The organism is Rhizobium sp. YTUHZ045 (genome assembly GCF_051124255.1).
In the GTDB taxonomy this organism is placed as follows: domain Bacteria; phylum Pseudomonadota; class Alphaproteobacteria; order Rhizobiales; family Rhizobiaceae; genus Rhizobium.
Genome location: NZ_CP101432.1, coordinates 2,478,234 through 2,490,970, shown reverse-complemented (window position 1 = coordinate 2,490,970; position 12,737 = coordinate 2,478,234). Strand labels below are relative to the sequence as shown.

Annotated in this window: 10 protein-coding genes and 1 pseudogene; 3 read left to right on the top strand and 8 right to left on the bottom strand. The window is 61.2% G+C overall.

The window, feature by feature from the left end; all coding sequences use genetic code 11:
• The first annotated feature begins 1 nt into the window (after position 1).
• A complete protein-coding gene (locus NMA58_RS12625; RefSeq protein ID WP_434710339.1) occupies positions 2-547 on the top strand; it encodes a GNAT family N-acetyltransferase in 546 nt (181 codons plus the stop codon).
• A 115-nt stretch (positions 548-662) separates the two neighbouring features.
• On the opposite strand, the pseudogene NMA58_RS12620 reads toward NMA58_RS12625, so the two are convergent.
• From NMA58_RS12620 to NMA58_RS12605, 4 genes and pseudogenes are all read right to left on the bottom strand, one after another.
• Positions 663-1,117 (bottom strand): annotated as a pseudogene (locus tag NMA58_RS12620) (EamA family transporter); the annotation flags it as partial.
• A gap of 201 nt (positions 1,118-1,318) precedes the next feature.
• Positions 1,319-2,428, bottom strand: coding sequence for a sulfite oxidase (locus NMA58_RS12615; RefSeq protein ID WP_434710337.1), 1,110 nt, complete (start codon positions 2,426-2,428; stop codon positions 1,319-1,321).
• 230 nt (positions 2,429-2,658) lie between these two features.
• The gene (locus NMA58_RS12610) at positions 2,659-3,639 is read right to left on the bottom strand and encodes an SDR family oxidoreductase (protein ID WP_434710335.1); all 981 of its coding nucleotides are present in this window, start codon (positions 3,637-3,639) and stop codon (positions 2,659-2,661) included.
• Positions 3,640-3,786: 147 nt separating this feature from the next.
• Positions 3,787-4,344, bottom strand: coding sequence for a DUF308 domain-containing protein (locus NMA58_RS12605; protein WP_434710333.1), 558 nt, complete (start codon positions 4,342-4,344; stop codon positions 3,787-3,789).
• A gap of 139 nt (positions 4,345-4,483) precedes the next feature.
• Between NMA58_RS12605 and NMA58_RS12600 the strand changes: the two genes are divergently transcribed.
• On the top strand, positions 4,484-5,071 hold the full coding sequence (locus tag NMA58_RS12600) for a TetR/AcrR family transcriptional regulator (protein ID WP_434710331.1): 588 nt from the start codon (positions 4,484-4,486) through the stop codon (positions 5,069-5,071).
• A gap of 50 nt (positions 5,072-5,121) precedes the next feature.
• On the opposite strand, the gene NMA58_RS12595 is transcribed toward NMA58_RS12600, so the two are convergent.
• Together NMA58_RS12595 and NMA58_RS12590 are read right to left on the bottom strand one after the other, a co-directional pair.
• Positions 5,122-7,092 carry a CHASE2 domain-containing protein gene (locus NMA58_RS12595; protein ID WP_434710329.1) on the bottom strand — a complete coding sequence of 657 codons (1,971 nt, stop codon included), beginning with the start codon at positions 7,090-7,092 and terminating at the stop codon, positions 5,122-5,124.
• A complete protein-coding gene (locus NMA58_RS12590) occupies positions 7,092-10,808 on the bottom strand; it encodes a FecR domain-containing protein (protein WP_434710327.1) in 3,717 nt (1,238 codons plus the stop codon). Before NMA58_RS12590 ends, NMA58_RS12595 begins: the two co-directional genes overlap by 1 nt.
• 130 nt (positions 10,809-10,938) lie before the next feature.
• On the opposite strand from NMA58_RS12590, the gene NMA58_RS12585 reads away from it, so the two are divergent.
• The gene (locus NMA58_RS12585) at positions 10,939-11,451 is read left to right on the top strand and encodes a Pycsar system effector family protein (RefSeq protein WP_434710325.1); all 513 of its coding nucleotides are present in this window, start codon (positions 10,939-10,941) and stop codon (positions 11,449-11,451) included.
• 54 nt (positions 11,452-11,505) lie between these two features.
• Here the strand turns inward: NMA58_RS12585 and NMA58_RS12580 are convergent, their stop codons facing one another.
• The gene (locus NMA58_RS12580; RefSeq protein WP_097598072.1) at positions 11,506-11,994 is read right to left on the bottom strand and encodes a RidA family protein; all 489 of its coding nucleotides are present in this window, start codon (positions 11,992-11,994) and stop codon (positions 11,506-11,508) included.
• Positions 11,988-12,713: an SDR family NAD(P)-dependent oxidoreductase gene (locus NMA58_RS12575; RefSeq protein ID WP_434710323.1), complete on the bottom strand. Its 726-nt coding sequence runs from the start codon at positions 12,711-12,713 to the stop codon at positions 11,988-11,990. Before NMA58_RS12575 ends, NMA58_RS12580 begins: the two co-directional genes overlap by 7 nt.
• Positions 12,714-12,737: the final 24 nt, after the last annotated feature.

The window sequence follows — 12,737 nt, the reverse complement described above, 5'->3', positions numbered from 1 at the left end:
GATGTTTGCGACCGAATTCAAGAATGCCTCTCAGCCGCGAGTGAGGCGTACCGCCAGATTGCTGCTCAGAATTCCCATGCAACGGGATCTCGATTTCCTCACTCGACTTTTTTCGCGGCCGGAAGTGGTCGCGCATCGACCCGTGCCCCGGCCCGATACGCCGGAGGAAAGTGCAGCACGGCTTGCGCGTGACATCGGCCATTGGAAAGATCATGGATTCGGGCGTTGGGCGGTCGAGTCAGACAATGCCCTAATAGGATTTGGCGGCGTAACCGTTTCCAAGGAATTCGAGGGCGTCAATCTTTCCTATCATCTGCAACCTGATAGCTGGGGACGCGGATATGCCACGGAATTGGTCAGGGAAACGCTGACCTTTGCCTTCGACGATCTGCAGGCGGAGAAGGTGATCGGATTGGTTCGAACCGCCAATGCCGCTTCGAGACGCATTCTTGAGAAATGCGGCTTCTGTTTCGAGCGCGAGGTGATCCTGCACGGCGCGCCCACCAACATGTACATGTTCGCGAGGTCGTCCAGACGCCCACAGTAACAGTGCGCAGGCCCAGGACGATCTCTGCTTGGCACCAGAAGCGGTCGCTATGAAAGCCATTTCGCTCGTCCTCAGCCCTTGGTCGCCTCGACTCTGGTCGTTGGCTTCAGCAGGAAAAGGCGAGGATCGATCCGATCACCTGCCAGCGTCCCATCGGCTCAGCCAGAATGAACCGTGCAAGAATCATGGTGATGATCGGGATCAGGGCGATGATAATGCCGGCGGTGGTGGCATGGGCATATTCGAGGCCGACAAAGATCAGCCCCTGGCAAATGGCGAGCCCCATTTCGCCGATGACGAGCAGTTCGAGGCCGCGGGCCCGCACGAGTGCCACCATGGCGCCGAAATGCCGGTGCAAGATCGGCATCAGGATCGCCCAGGCGATCAGCACCCGCCAGAAGCAAAGCGCTCAGGGCGGCATCTCCGAAGAAACCCAATTCGCGGCGATATAGACGCCGGCCGACAGCAGCCAGCAGACCCCCCCACGGAATAGGTGCCTGCAAGCGAACCGCTCGCCGCCTGTTCCGTCTCGACCGTGTCGCGATGGACCGCCAAGACATGTATCGCCATGGCCCAGTTATGCCAAAATTCCCGAGGGCTGCACGATGAAGGCAACGGCACTTCGCCTGTTGCGCGAGGACGACGTTCAGCGTCGGCGGGCCGGCTACGATGAAAACGCAGCATTTCCCGATCACTGGGCGCTTGGGACCGATCGCCGACGAGCCTCGGCCGCTTCGCGCCATAAGCCGCCGTTCCGCCTCATGCGGGTGATTAGATCACGAATTCCTCTTGGTACGCCTGTGGCTCAGGGACGACCGTAACCTCCACCGGAATGATCCAATTGGCCACGTAGCTCTCGCAGTCGGAACGCTGGAGGTCGGGCTGCACGCACCCCGCCGCATCGACTGCGCGACATCGTAGCGTATATCGCCCCACTTCCTCAGGGGTCCACATGTACTCCCACAAGCGCCATGCAAAGGGGCGTTCTGTTTCGAGGAGCCTTGCCTCGCGCCAGCCCCTGCCATCTCCGGTGCAGACCTGAACCTGCCGGACAGCAGCCTCTCCGCTCCAGGCGGCTCCGAAAATCCGGTACGGTTGGCCGACGATGAGATGCGCCCCCTGTACGGGGCGCGCGATCTGCGCTTTGACCTCCATCTCCGCAAGGGGGACCAGCGTAGGTTCCCCGAGGCTGCGCTCCCAACGGAAATAGTCGCGCGCTTGCCAATAGCCAAGGAACGGTTGCTCCACGACCGTGATATGCGTGATCCACTTGACCCAAGCCATGCCGAACCAGCCACCAACGACCGCGCGTAGCGGGTGGCCGTGATCGCGCGTCAACGGCTCCTCGTTCATCGAATAGGCAAGGATCGTGCTGTCAGCGATGGCCTTCTCAAGCGGTAAACTGCGTGCAAAAGCGATGGGGCCGGGAGAAGCCGTTTTCTTGTTCGTGTCGACGACGCCGCTGTCGGCGCCAATGAGCAGAACCTCACGTGCGGTTCGCTTAATACCGGCCAGTTCCAGAATCTCGCGCAGAAGAACACCTGTCCACGCGGCATTGCCGACGGCGCCGTTCTGCCACTGCAGCCCCTCCCTCGGCGGCACATAGTAGACGCGCCCGTTCCCCGCGCATTCGACGACTGCGGTGAATTTCGTGCTCCGCATCGCCTTGATGCTGTCGAGGTCAAGTTCGATCGGCCGCTCCACCGCCCCGTCAATACGCAATCTCCAGTCTCGCGCATCGAGCTCCGGTGACGGAAAATGGTTTCGCACGAAGAACAGCTCGGTTGGGATTAGCCCATCGGAGAGCGACGCAAACGGAAACTCGATGTTTGGTGGGGACTTCTGTCGAACTATCAGACTGGGTTGCTGTGGTGTCGGCATCGTCCTCGTCTCCCCTTCCAAGAGCACAACGTCGGCTCTCCATTGCGCGAATTCCCTCGGTCACATCGCTCCTCGCAGTGCGTCTGTCGCATTCCGCCTAAGGGCAGCATTCTAGCACATACCGCACCTTGCTCGGACCGACCTCGACCGGCGCAAAGGGCCGATAGTGGTCAACGCGTCACGGCAATTTTGTACCAGCCGCGGACACCGCGCCCCCGCAAAGGACCAAACTAACCAAGAGCCCCTTGCTCCGCGCAAATCCTGTCGATCAGTGCATCGAGTTCACCTCTCGGCGGGCGGCTTTTGGCCAGCCGCTGCTTGAGGTGCATGATCGGTTCGGCGAGGATTTCATCGAGGCTCTCGGCACAGGTGAAGTCGCCCGCCACACGCTTGACCTTCGAATTGTCGAAAATTGCCGTCCATGCCTTGTCGCCGAGGAGGGAGCCGATCCATTCCGGATTGTACTTGATCAACGTGTCCGTTGGCACATGGACGATCTTCGCCTCCACGCCGAGCAATCTTGCGATCGTCTTTTGAATATCGTCCCAGATGTGGGCTCTGTCCGAGGTGATGTGGAAAATCTCATTCAGCGCGGCCTTTTTACCGAAAAGCCCGACGAAGGGCACGGCGAAGTCGACTGAGCGGGTGAGCGTCCAGGGCGTGTGGCCGTCCCCGGCCACGATGATGGGGTCGCCGTCGAGCATTCGCCTTGCCATGATATCGCTGTCGCCCATCATGATCGGCAGGCCGGTGCGGACGGTGTGGCTGGGGCGGACGATCGTCCATGCAAGATCGCCGGATTTCCTGAGCAGTTCCTCGCAGGCGATCTTGGCCTGGCTGTAGGGCCAGTAAGGATTGATCGCCGGGGTCTCCTCGGAGATCACGTAATGACGCGGCGGCTTTTCGTAGACCGAGGCCGATGAGATGAAGATGTATTGGCCGCAATTGCCCGAAAAGACCCCGATGTCACGCGACACTTGATCCGGCGTGAAGGCGATGAACTGGCAGACGACGTCGTAATTCGCCCTGGCGAGATCGACATAGGCGGCCGATCCAAGTTCGCCGACGATCGAGGTTACCCCCTCAGGCAAGGCGGCGCTTCTCAGGCCGCGATTGAAGACGCTGACATGATGGCCTTCGGCAACGGAGCGTTCGACGCATGGATGGGAGATCTGGCCGGTGCCGCCAATGAAGAGGACTTTCAAAGCCATGGGGTGACCTCAGGGTCTGTGGGCGGGATATGCGGTCACTCTTCATAGCGCGAAAGAAGGTGGTCGTCTTCCGCAAATCGCAGGCCACACTGGCGGTCGGCCTTTCAACGGCGGCAAGCGGCTTCGTGCTTGCCGCCGCGACAGCGTCTATGCTTGCGCCTTGCGATAGGATGCGACGACGAGCCAGATTGCCGAAAGCAGGAAGTAGAATGCTCCGAATGCCGCATAGGGGACGATATCCAGGATCGTCGGCGCCGTGGTGCCGAGGGACTGGCTGATCATGAAGCCGCCGGCAAGGGCCGATTGGGCGCCGCTCAGGATCATCACCCATTGGGCGCCGTAGAGGCGCCAGCGCCTGACGCCGGTATAGAGTTGCAACAGGCCGGAGAAGATCGCCCAAACGCCGAACGCGGCAAGAACCGCATAGGTGCTGCTGCTGACGGCGATGATGACGGTGAGTGTCATGATCGTGCTGACCACGACATTCAGCGCCTGGGACGGGTTGGCCTTCAGGCCGCCGTTAACACGGGCGTCGACCAGATTGGCCAGCGCATCCCATAGAGGGTAGGTCACCAGCAGAAAGGCGGCGGGGCCAGACTGACGCCCCAACAGAATGGCGGTGGCAATCCAGCTGACGGAGAATGCGGCACGTGTGAAATAATAGGATGGCAGCCAGTTGGACTGGCTTGAGGAAAAGCTTTGCATCGGCGGGTTCCTTGTGTTTGCCTACCTACTAGTAGGAAGTCTATTATATCGAGTCAACGCCATGGCCGGACACCTTCTTGTGAGGGGATGAGGATAGCAATAGGCTTGACAATATGCCTACCAAAAGGTAGGCGACGCTATGAAATCAATGGCTTCGACTTCCGATAAAATCCTCGACATCGCACAGTCTCTCATTGTTGCGGGAGGCTATAACGGCTTCAGCTATGCCGATATCTCGGCTGCCATCGGCATCAGGAAAGCGAGCATCCACCATCATTTTCCCACGAAGGCCGATCTCGTCTCGGCGCTGGTGGATCGCTACATCAAGCAGGCGCAGGCGGGTCTGCAGTCTCTGCGCGAGCAGGCCGCAAGCCCGGCCGATCAGCTGCAGTTCTATATCGACTATTGGCACACATGCATTCGGGCTGCCTCGCAGCCGTTCTGCGTCTGCGCAATGCTGGCGAGTGAAATGCAAATGCTGCCGGACGAGGTCGCATCCCGCGTCCGCGCGCATTTCCAGAATCTCGCGGGCTGGCTAACCTCGGTGCTGGAGGCTGGGGTCGAGCAAGGCCTGTTTCAGCTGGACAAGCGGCCGGAGGAGCAGGCGCAAATGCTGATGGCATCGGTCCATGGGGCGATGCTGTCGGCGAGGGCTTTCGGCAATGCCGGGGTGTTCATCGCAGTCGTTGCCCCTGAGTTTGCGAGACTGCGGTCAGCGGATCGCTAGGATTAACCCCTAGTCCGAAACCGCCTGCTGGTGAAATCTAGTCCCTCAGGTCATTCTTTGCCATCGGCGGCCAGCCCATCCCGCACGATTGCGTAATAGCCGGCAAGCTCGGGAATATCGGCAGCCAGCTTGTCGAAGACCGGGTCCGACGGGGCGAGCGTGGCGGCATATTTGGCGTCGATGAATGCCTGGTGGGCGGCCAGCGCTTTGGCGTCGGCCTTGTGCACGACGGTGAAGACGGGTGAGGGGGCGGTGCGGCCCTTGACGATGATGCGGTCGAGTTCGACGACGATATAGGTGTCAGCGACCAGCCTTGCGGTTTCCTCGCCGAGCAGCAGCGCCACGCCGTAATTCTTCGAGGCGCCTTCGAGGCGGGAGGCGAGGTTGACGCTGTCGCCAAGGCAGGAATAATCGAAGCGGCGGGTCGAGCCCATGTTGCCGACGATACACTCGCCGGTGTTGATGCCGACGCCCATCTTCAAGACATGCGGCTTGCGGCCGAGTGCGGCCGCCTCCCGCTCCAGCTGACCGTTCAGACGCGAAATCGCCGCCTGCATGGCGAGCGAGGCGCGCACGGCGTGAAGCGCATGGTCGGGGTCGTCGAGCGGCGCATTCCAGAAGGCCATGATGCAGTCGCCCATATATTTGTCGATCGTGCCGCCGTGATCCATTACCACGTCTGAAAGCGGCGTCAGCAACCGGTTGATCAGGCCGGTCAGCTGCTCCGGATCATCTTTCAGCGTCTCGGCGATCGTGGTGAAGCCGCGCACATCTGAGAACAGAACCGAAAGCGTGCGTCGCTCGCCTCCGAGCTTCAGCTGCGAGGGGTCACTCGACAGACGCTTGACGAGATCGGGCGAGATATATTGGGCGAAGGCGCGGGTGATCTGGCGCTTGTTGCGACGCTCCTCAGCGAAATCGAAGGCGGCCTGGCCGAAGACGACAGAGATATAGGCGACAGTCGGGCCGAGCGGTGAAACGAAAACATGGGTGAGCCGGATGCCGGCGGCACTGACTGCCGCGAAGGCGAGGAGGGCCGCCACACTGTTCACGACCGTCAGCCATCCGGTCGACCGCCAGACGGTGGCGGCAGCAAGCAGCACCGATATCAGGATGCAGGCAGCGACCGTCGGCAGCCGGGCTTCTGCGATCGACAGGCTTTTGCGGATATTGTCGTAGATCGTCGCCTGGATCTCGACGCCGGAGACGAGCTTGCCGGTGTGAACCGTATAGGGTGTAGCGAAGGCATCGACGCCGCCCTTGTCGATCGCAGGTGCGTTCTGCAGGCTTAAACCGACGAGCACGACGCGGTCCTTGAAGTAGCCCGGCGGCAGCAGGTTCTGCGGATCAAGCGCCTGGTAATAGGAGACCGTGGGATAGCTGCGGGCCGGGCCGAAGGATTGGATAAGCCGGCCGGCTGGCAGCGCTTCGGGCGCCACGCCCGAGGCCTTTGCCAGCATCGCCGCGAAGCCATCCTCATAGCCCGGGATGCGCCGGAAGATGCCGTCACCGCTCAGATCGATCGAGGCGATGCCGGTGACGGCGCCCGCTTCGGTCAATTGCGGCAGGGGTGTCGCCCGGATCAGTTGCGATGCCTGCGGCGTCTCGATCAGCGTCTCGTCGCCGGCCAGCACGACATCGGGGCCGACGGCCCTGGTGATCGCCGCGTCATTATCCGGTGCTGAGGGTTCGGCCATGATGATATCGAGGCCGATGACGCGGGCGCCGGCGGCGCGCAACTGGCTGATGAGCTCGGCATGCAGGCTGCGCGGCCAGGGCCATTGCGCGTTGATATCGGCAAGCGAGGGTTCGTCGATGGCGACGATGACCGGTCCGCCGGGGGGCGGACGGGGATCGTCGACGGTCGACAGATAGTCGAAGCTTCTGAGCTCCAGCAGTGACCAGGCGGGGAGGCGCGACAGGAGCGAGATGGCGATCAGCGTGGTCAGCGACAGCACCAGCAGCCTCAGGTGACGGCTCCTGATCTGCCTGGTCTGTCGGTGCTGGTCCCGCACCCGCATCAGAAGCGGACTTTGAGCGTGCCCTTGAAGGCGCGGCCCCAGCCGGGCACGCCGGGCGTGATCTCGAAGTCTTCGTCGAGGAGGTTATAGGCGGCTGCCTCCAACTCGACGCGCTTGTCGAGCGGTTCCCAGACCAGGTGGGCGTCGAGGGTCCAGTAATCGTCGAGCTTGGTGCCAAACCGATCGCCGTCGCGCTCGCCGATATAGTTGGCGGCAACCGTCGCCTTGACCTTGGCTTCGTTGACCCAGGTTAGGGCAATCTGTCCGGAATTCTGCGGTATGAAGGGAAGGGGGCCACCGTAGATCGGCTCGAGCGGATCCCTATTCTCCGAATCCATATAGGCATAGGTCGCCGAAAGACCGAAACCGTGGCCGAGCGCGACGTTGGCAGTGACGGCAGCGCGATCGATGCTGCCGCGCGAAATCGGCAAGCTGGTATCCGAGGGAAGCGAGATCAGCGGAAAATCGATCGAGAAATCGTGGAGTTCCTGATGCTCGTACTCCACCGAAGTGAAGAAGCGGTCAGTCCATTCGGCATCCCATTGCAGGGCGAGCGTATCCGTATAGCCTTGTGGATTGGTGGAAAACTGATTGGCCTGCAGCCCAAGTATGCCGATCGGGGCAAGGGTCGGCACGGTGGTATCGAAGCTTTGACGCATGAAGGCTGCACGAAGCCAGTGGTTTTGAAACGGCGCCCAGGCGAGGCCGAAGCGCGGTTCCAGCCGGCTGATATCGATGCCATCACCCTCGAGGTGCGTGGCGAACAAGGCGTATTCGCCCTTGAGATCGGGCGTGATCTCGTGAAGCACATCGACATAAGCGCGGCCGATATCGATGGTGCTCTCGGTGTGATCGAGAGGAGCTGTCAAGCCCAGGAGTGTCGTATCGACCGTGCTGCTGACATCCATCCAGCCGCCTTCGATACCGTAACGCCATGTCAAAGGTCCGGCACCGATGGAATGGCTCAAAGCGCCGATATAGGTGTGAGATTCGGCCTCCTGAGTGACGTTGGCAAAGGGAATGATGAAGGGAACCCCTGCGCCGATAAACACCGGGTCGACGTCGACATCAAGCGCGCTGTTCGTGGTCGATTTGCTTCCTGAATAAAGCAATGCTCCATTCAACACGTTTTCATAGGAAAACGTGTGGCTCCAGCCGATGCCGGCATATGTGGTTTCTCGTACAGTATCCTCTGTTGTGTAGAGAGGCAGTGGGATAGGGACACGGAACAGGAGTTCCATGAATCCGGTGTTTGACGATAACGCGTCCAGCGTTCCGTCATTCTTGCCATGGTTGACGAAGGCTACCACGCGATCATCAGGCGTGACCGTTGCCGTCAGATAACCGTTGGCCCCTAGTAGCTTGTTGTCCGTCTGGACATCGCCGAAGTTCCGGTAGTCGCGGTCGAGCGCCAGCTCTTCCCAGCTCAGGTTGCCGTAAAAGCTGATCGGGATCGTCTCGTTCGAATAGCCCTGGATATCGGCTTCGCCGATCCGTCTGGTATGCCCGTCGACGCTGTTGATGCCGCCGCCGAGCGAGCCTTCGATGAAGGGGACATCGAAGAGCGACGCGGAGCGCGATCGGCCAGAGAGCATGTGTGGAGAAATCAGCAAGCCCTGGATGAAGGATGAGTAGCTCGACGCATTGCCGCGGTTCTGGATGATATTGTCGTCGCTGAAGTTGGCGGCGTTTACGAAAGGAAAGATGCTGCCCTTGATCGACTGGTCGATATAGCCGCTGCCTTCGAAAGGATCGAAAACGGCATCGCCATAGTAGCGGCCCCAGGCATCCAGGCCCTGCAGTCGGAAGGCGTTGTTCAGCGTCGAGCCGGCGCTTGCGTTGGCCCCAAGACCGCTGTAATCGCCGCCGCGGGCACGCGAGCGACGCAGGAATTCCTGGGCATTGCGGATCGCACCATCAGCGTCATAGTCGTCGATGTCGACGGCCGTGCGGAAGGCTGGAATCGCCGGATCGTTGTTGTCCAGTCGGTCGGCATTGTCGAGCGCCTGCTCGGAGGGGATGCGGTCGCCCTTTTCGTAATGGGCGGCGGCGAGCATCAGCTGCGATTGCGAGTGGGTGGGGTTGGCGGTGCTGGCGGCGAGCAGGTCTTCCAGCGCCTTGTCGCGCTCGCCTATCTGCAGGTAGTAGCGGCCGCGGGCGAGAATGGCGATGTCGAAGCCCGGCTCGGCGGCGAGCGCCGTGTCGATCTCGCGCTTGGCTTCCTTCATGCGGCCCTGATCGAGATAAAGGATCGCGAGATTGGCATGCGCCACTGGATCTTGCGGATCGAGCGCGATCGCCTTGAGGAAGGCCTCTTCCGCTTCGCCATTGGCGTCACGCGAACTCTGCAGCAGGCCGAGCGAGTTCAACGTGCCCGACGAGCCGGGGGCAAGCTCGATTGCGCGGTTCAGGTCCGCAAGAGCGCCGTCTATATCGCTTTCATAGGCTGCCTTGTATTCGGCGCGGGCGGAGAGCGCCATCGGATGGTCAGGGTCGAGCGCCAGCGAGCGTTCGATCGCTTCCTTCATCTGCTTACGGTCGTCAACGAGCTGCGCCAGCTCGGCGCGGACCGCCGGCAGGGTCGGGTCATCGGGATAGCGCCGTTCCGCTTTCTTTATAATCTCGAGCGCTGCGCGCGGGTTTTCCAGGAAGCCTGCCGTATAGGCCTGCATGATTGCGCCATAAGGGCCGGCGCTATTGGCCGGCGGCGGTTCGGCATGGGCGGGGTCGGCGAGCGAGCGGGCGAAATAGCCACCATATTGCGCCATGTTGCGACGTGTCGGGTCGAGATGCGGCAGGGCCTTCTGGAAGAGCTTTGCGGCATCGCTATAGCGCTTTTCGGAGCCGGCAATGGTGGCATCGAGAAGGTCGACGCGCGCCTGTTGGGCCACTGTCAGCTTGCGGCCGCGGATATTCTGCAGTGTTGCTGAGGCTGCCTGGCGTCCGTCGTAGGCGCTCTGCGCTTCGGCCAGTTCCAACCAGTCCTCGGTGGTGCGGCGCTCGGGAGGCAGCGCCAGCAGGCGGCGACGCTCGGTCGCCATGCGATCGGCTCGCAGCGGCGACGTCGGCAGCAAGTCGAAGCCACCGCGAAGGTCCAAATAAAAGAGCATCTGTTCACGGTCGTCAGGATTGACGCTGAGGATCTTGTGCGGCGCCTGGCCAATGGACGCCACGGCGCCTTCGCCCGCACTGACATCGACGCTGCCCTGCGGGTTGCTGAGCGCCACGCGGCCTTCGAGCACGATCATCGAGGTCTTGGCGCCTTCGACGGTCATCGTCCAGTCGGTGCCGCGGATAGCTGCTGCGGCAGCCGGTGTTTCCACAGTCAGGCCCTGGCCGCCGCGCTCGGCGCGTGCCCAGATGGTGCCGGATTGGAGATTGAGCACCGTATCGCCGCTCGCCGCCATCTTTTTAACCTGCAGCGACGAATTGCGACCGAGGCGGACCTGCGTGTGATCGGAAAAGACAATGGCGAGCTGGCCGTTGGCATTGGTGCGCAGCACGTCGCCGGTCAGGAGATCCTGATTGATGTCAACGACGCGCCAGTCCGACACGTCGATGAATCGCACTTCCTCACCGGTCTTGCGGGCAATGACCGAGCCGGCGACCGGCGTGGCGCGCGGCACGGGATCGGCCATTGCCGGCAGTCCGAAACCAGGCACGGCAAATGCAAGCGCCACCCCGATGCGACAGATGTTACTGGAATAACCCCGCATGTCCTCGACCCCATACCCCGCTTCCCCTTTGTCCGCGTAGAGTGGAAAAGTCAAGCATGTTGCACACGTGTTCTTGCTTTCGCCAACAAGTGTAATATCAGGGAAACACTTTGAGGTATGGAGTATTCAGGTGAGCGAATTTGAAAATGTCACTGAGGTAATGCTGAGCAATCCCTCGAGCGGGGACGTCAGTACCGAGTATTTCGATCATATCAAGAAAATCAATGACATATTTTATGATCAGATCAAGATATCCGATCAGAAGGCAGCTTATATCTTTACTTTCATGCTCGCCTTTCTGGTAAGCTCCAGCGAGGTGAGGGCCGTCTTCAGCCTGGGGCGCTACACCGGCGGTACGCCGGGCAGCATACTGTTCTCTGGCCTGCTGTCGGCGATTCTCGTCGTGCTGCCGCGGCGTCTCGGCACGTCCACGTCGCTGTTCTGGGGCGCCTGGCCCAAGCATCGCGACATGTTCTTCGAGGCGGCTGTCCGCCGTGACGAGCGCTACCTCTTCGACCAGTATTTCGAAAACGCCAACATCCTCTCCGCCATCGCCTGCAACAAGTATCGCTGCGTCACCTTTGCCTTTCGCGGGCTGATGGTGAGCGTGATCGCCTATGTGCTGCTCTTGGCGGCGGGGTGAGAGTGAGGCGGCGACCTCAGGGAGGCAGGGCGCGCCGAGGCACGCCCTGACCATTCAATCCTCGACTTCGAGGACGAGCTCGATCTCGATCGGCACACCTAAGGGCAGGCTTGCGACGCCGAGGACGACGCGGCCGGAGAGTCTTTCCTCGCCGAAGACCTGGAGCAGCATTTCGGATGCTCCATCAGCGACCTTCGGGTGGTCGCGGAAATCGCCTTCGGTCGCGATATAGACGCCGAGCTTGACGACACTGACGACCCTGTCCAGCGAGCCGAGGTACTCTCTGGCGGCGGCGAGGGCGCTGAGCGTCGCTGTTTCGGCGGCCTTCCTGCCGTCCTCTGATGTCAACGCGCCGCCGACGCGGCCGATATACCGCGGCTTGCGGTCGACGACCGGCAGCATGCCGCTGAAGAAGATGAGATTGCCTGTCCGGATCGCCTCGACATAGGCCCCGAAGGGCGTCGGCGGCGGGGGAAGCGTGATGCCGAGGTCCCGCAGCCGCTGTTCCGCGCCGGCTGCCTGCGCTTTTTGATGGTTTACCATTTGCCCAGATGTGCGCCGCCGTCGACGTGCAGCACCTCCCCGGTGATGCGCGGGGCTTCCGTCAGGAAGAGGACCGCTTCGACGATCTCATTGACATTGGAAATGCCTGCTATCGGAGAGAGCGTGCTCAGGAAATCCTTCGGATTGTCCTTGTGCAGTGGCGTGTCCACGACACCGGGAGCGACGATATTGAAGCGAATTTTCTCGTTCGCATATTCCATCGCCAAGTTTTTGGAGATGGCGTTGATGCCGCCTTTCGTCATCATCGACACCGAAGCGGAGAAGCCGGCGATCGGATGATCGGTCAATGGCGTCGTGATGCTGACGACGCTGCCGCCTGACTTCTGCGCGCGCATCTGTCTGACTGCCAGCTGGGTCAGATGGATGAACCCTTCGAGATTGGTCGAAGACAACGTCCGGAAATCCGTCATCGTGAAATCAACAAACGGCTTGGCCAAGAAGATGCCGGCATTGTTGACGAGCGCGTCGATCGAGCCGAAGCGGTCGATCGCGGTCTTTGCAACCCGCGCCGCGGTTTCGGCATCGCCAATGTCGCCATCGACGAGAGCCAGCCGGTCGGAGGCCTCGAAGGCGTCCGAGGCGCTGACCTGACGCGAGGTGGCGACGACATTGTAGCCGCGCGCGATAAAGCCGTTGACGAGGCCTGCGCCGATACCCTGGGAGGCGCCCGTAACGATGACAGTCTTATTCGTAGTCATGTTGAACTCCGTGATCTGGTTCGG

What these genes read in the sequence shown, in the direction of transcription:
- NMA58_RS12595 (WP_434710329.1), bottom strand. Translation starts at nt 7,092, where the DNA reads ATGCGGGTGCGGGACCAGCACCGACAGACCAGGCAGATCAGGAGCCGT.
- NMA58_RS12615 (WP_434710337.1), bottom strand. Translation starts at nt 2,428, where the DNA reads ATGCCGACACCACAGCAACCCAGTCTGATAGTTCGACAGAAGTCCCCA.
- NMA58_RS12610 (WP_434710335.1), bottom strand. Translation starts at nt 3,639, where the DNA reads ATGGCTTTGAAAGTCCTCTTCATTGGCGGCACCGGCCAGATCTCCCAT.
- NMA58_RS12605 (WP_434710333.1), bottom strand. Translation starts at nt 4,344, where the DNA reads ATGCAAAGCTTTTCCTCAAGCCAGTCCAACTGGCTGCCATCCTATTAT.
- NMA58_RS12600 (WP_434710331.1), top strand. Translation starts at nt 4,484, where the DNA reads ATGAAATCAATGGCTTCGACTTCCGATAAAATCCTCGACATCGCACAG.
- NMA58_RS12625 (WP_434710339.1), top strand. Translation starts at nt 2, where the DNA reads ATGTTTGCGACCGAATTCAAGAATGCCTCTCAGCCGCGAGTGAGGCGT.
- NMA58_RS12580 (WP_097598072.1), bottom strand. Translation starts at nt 11,994, where the DNA reads ATGGTAAACCATCAAAAAGCGCAGGCAGCCGGCGCGGAACAGCGGCTG.
- NMA58_RS12590 (WP_434710327.1), bottom strand. Translation starts at nt 10,808, where the DNA reads ATGCGGGGTTATTCCAGTAACATCTGTCGCATCGGGGTGGCGCTTGCA.
- NMA58_RS12575 (WP_434710323.1), bottom strand. Translation starts at nt 12,713, where the DNA reads ATGACTACGAATAAGACTGTCATCGTTACGGGCGCCTCCCAGGGTATC.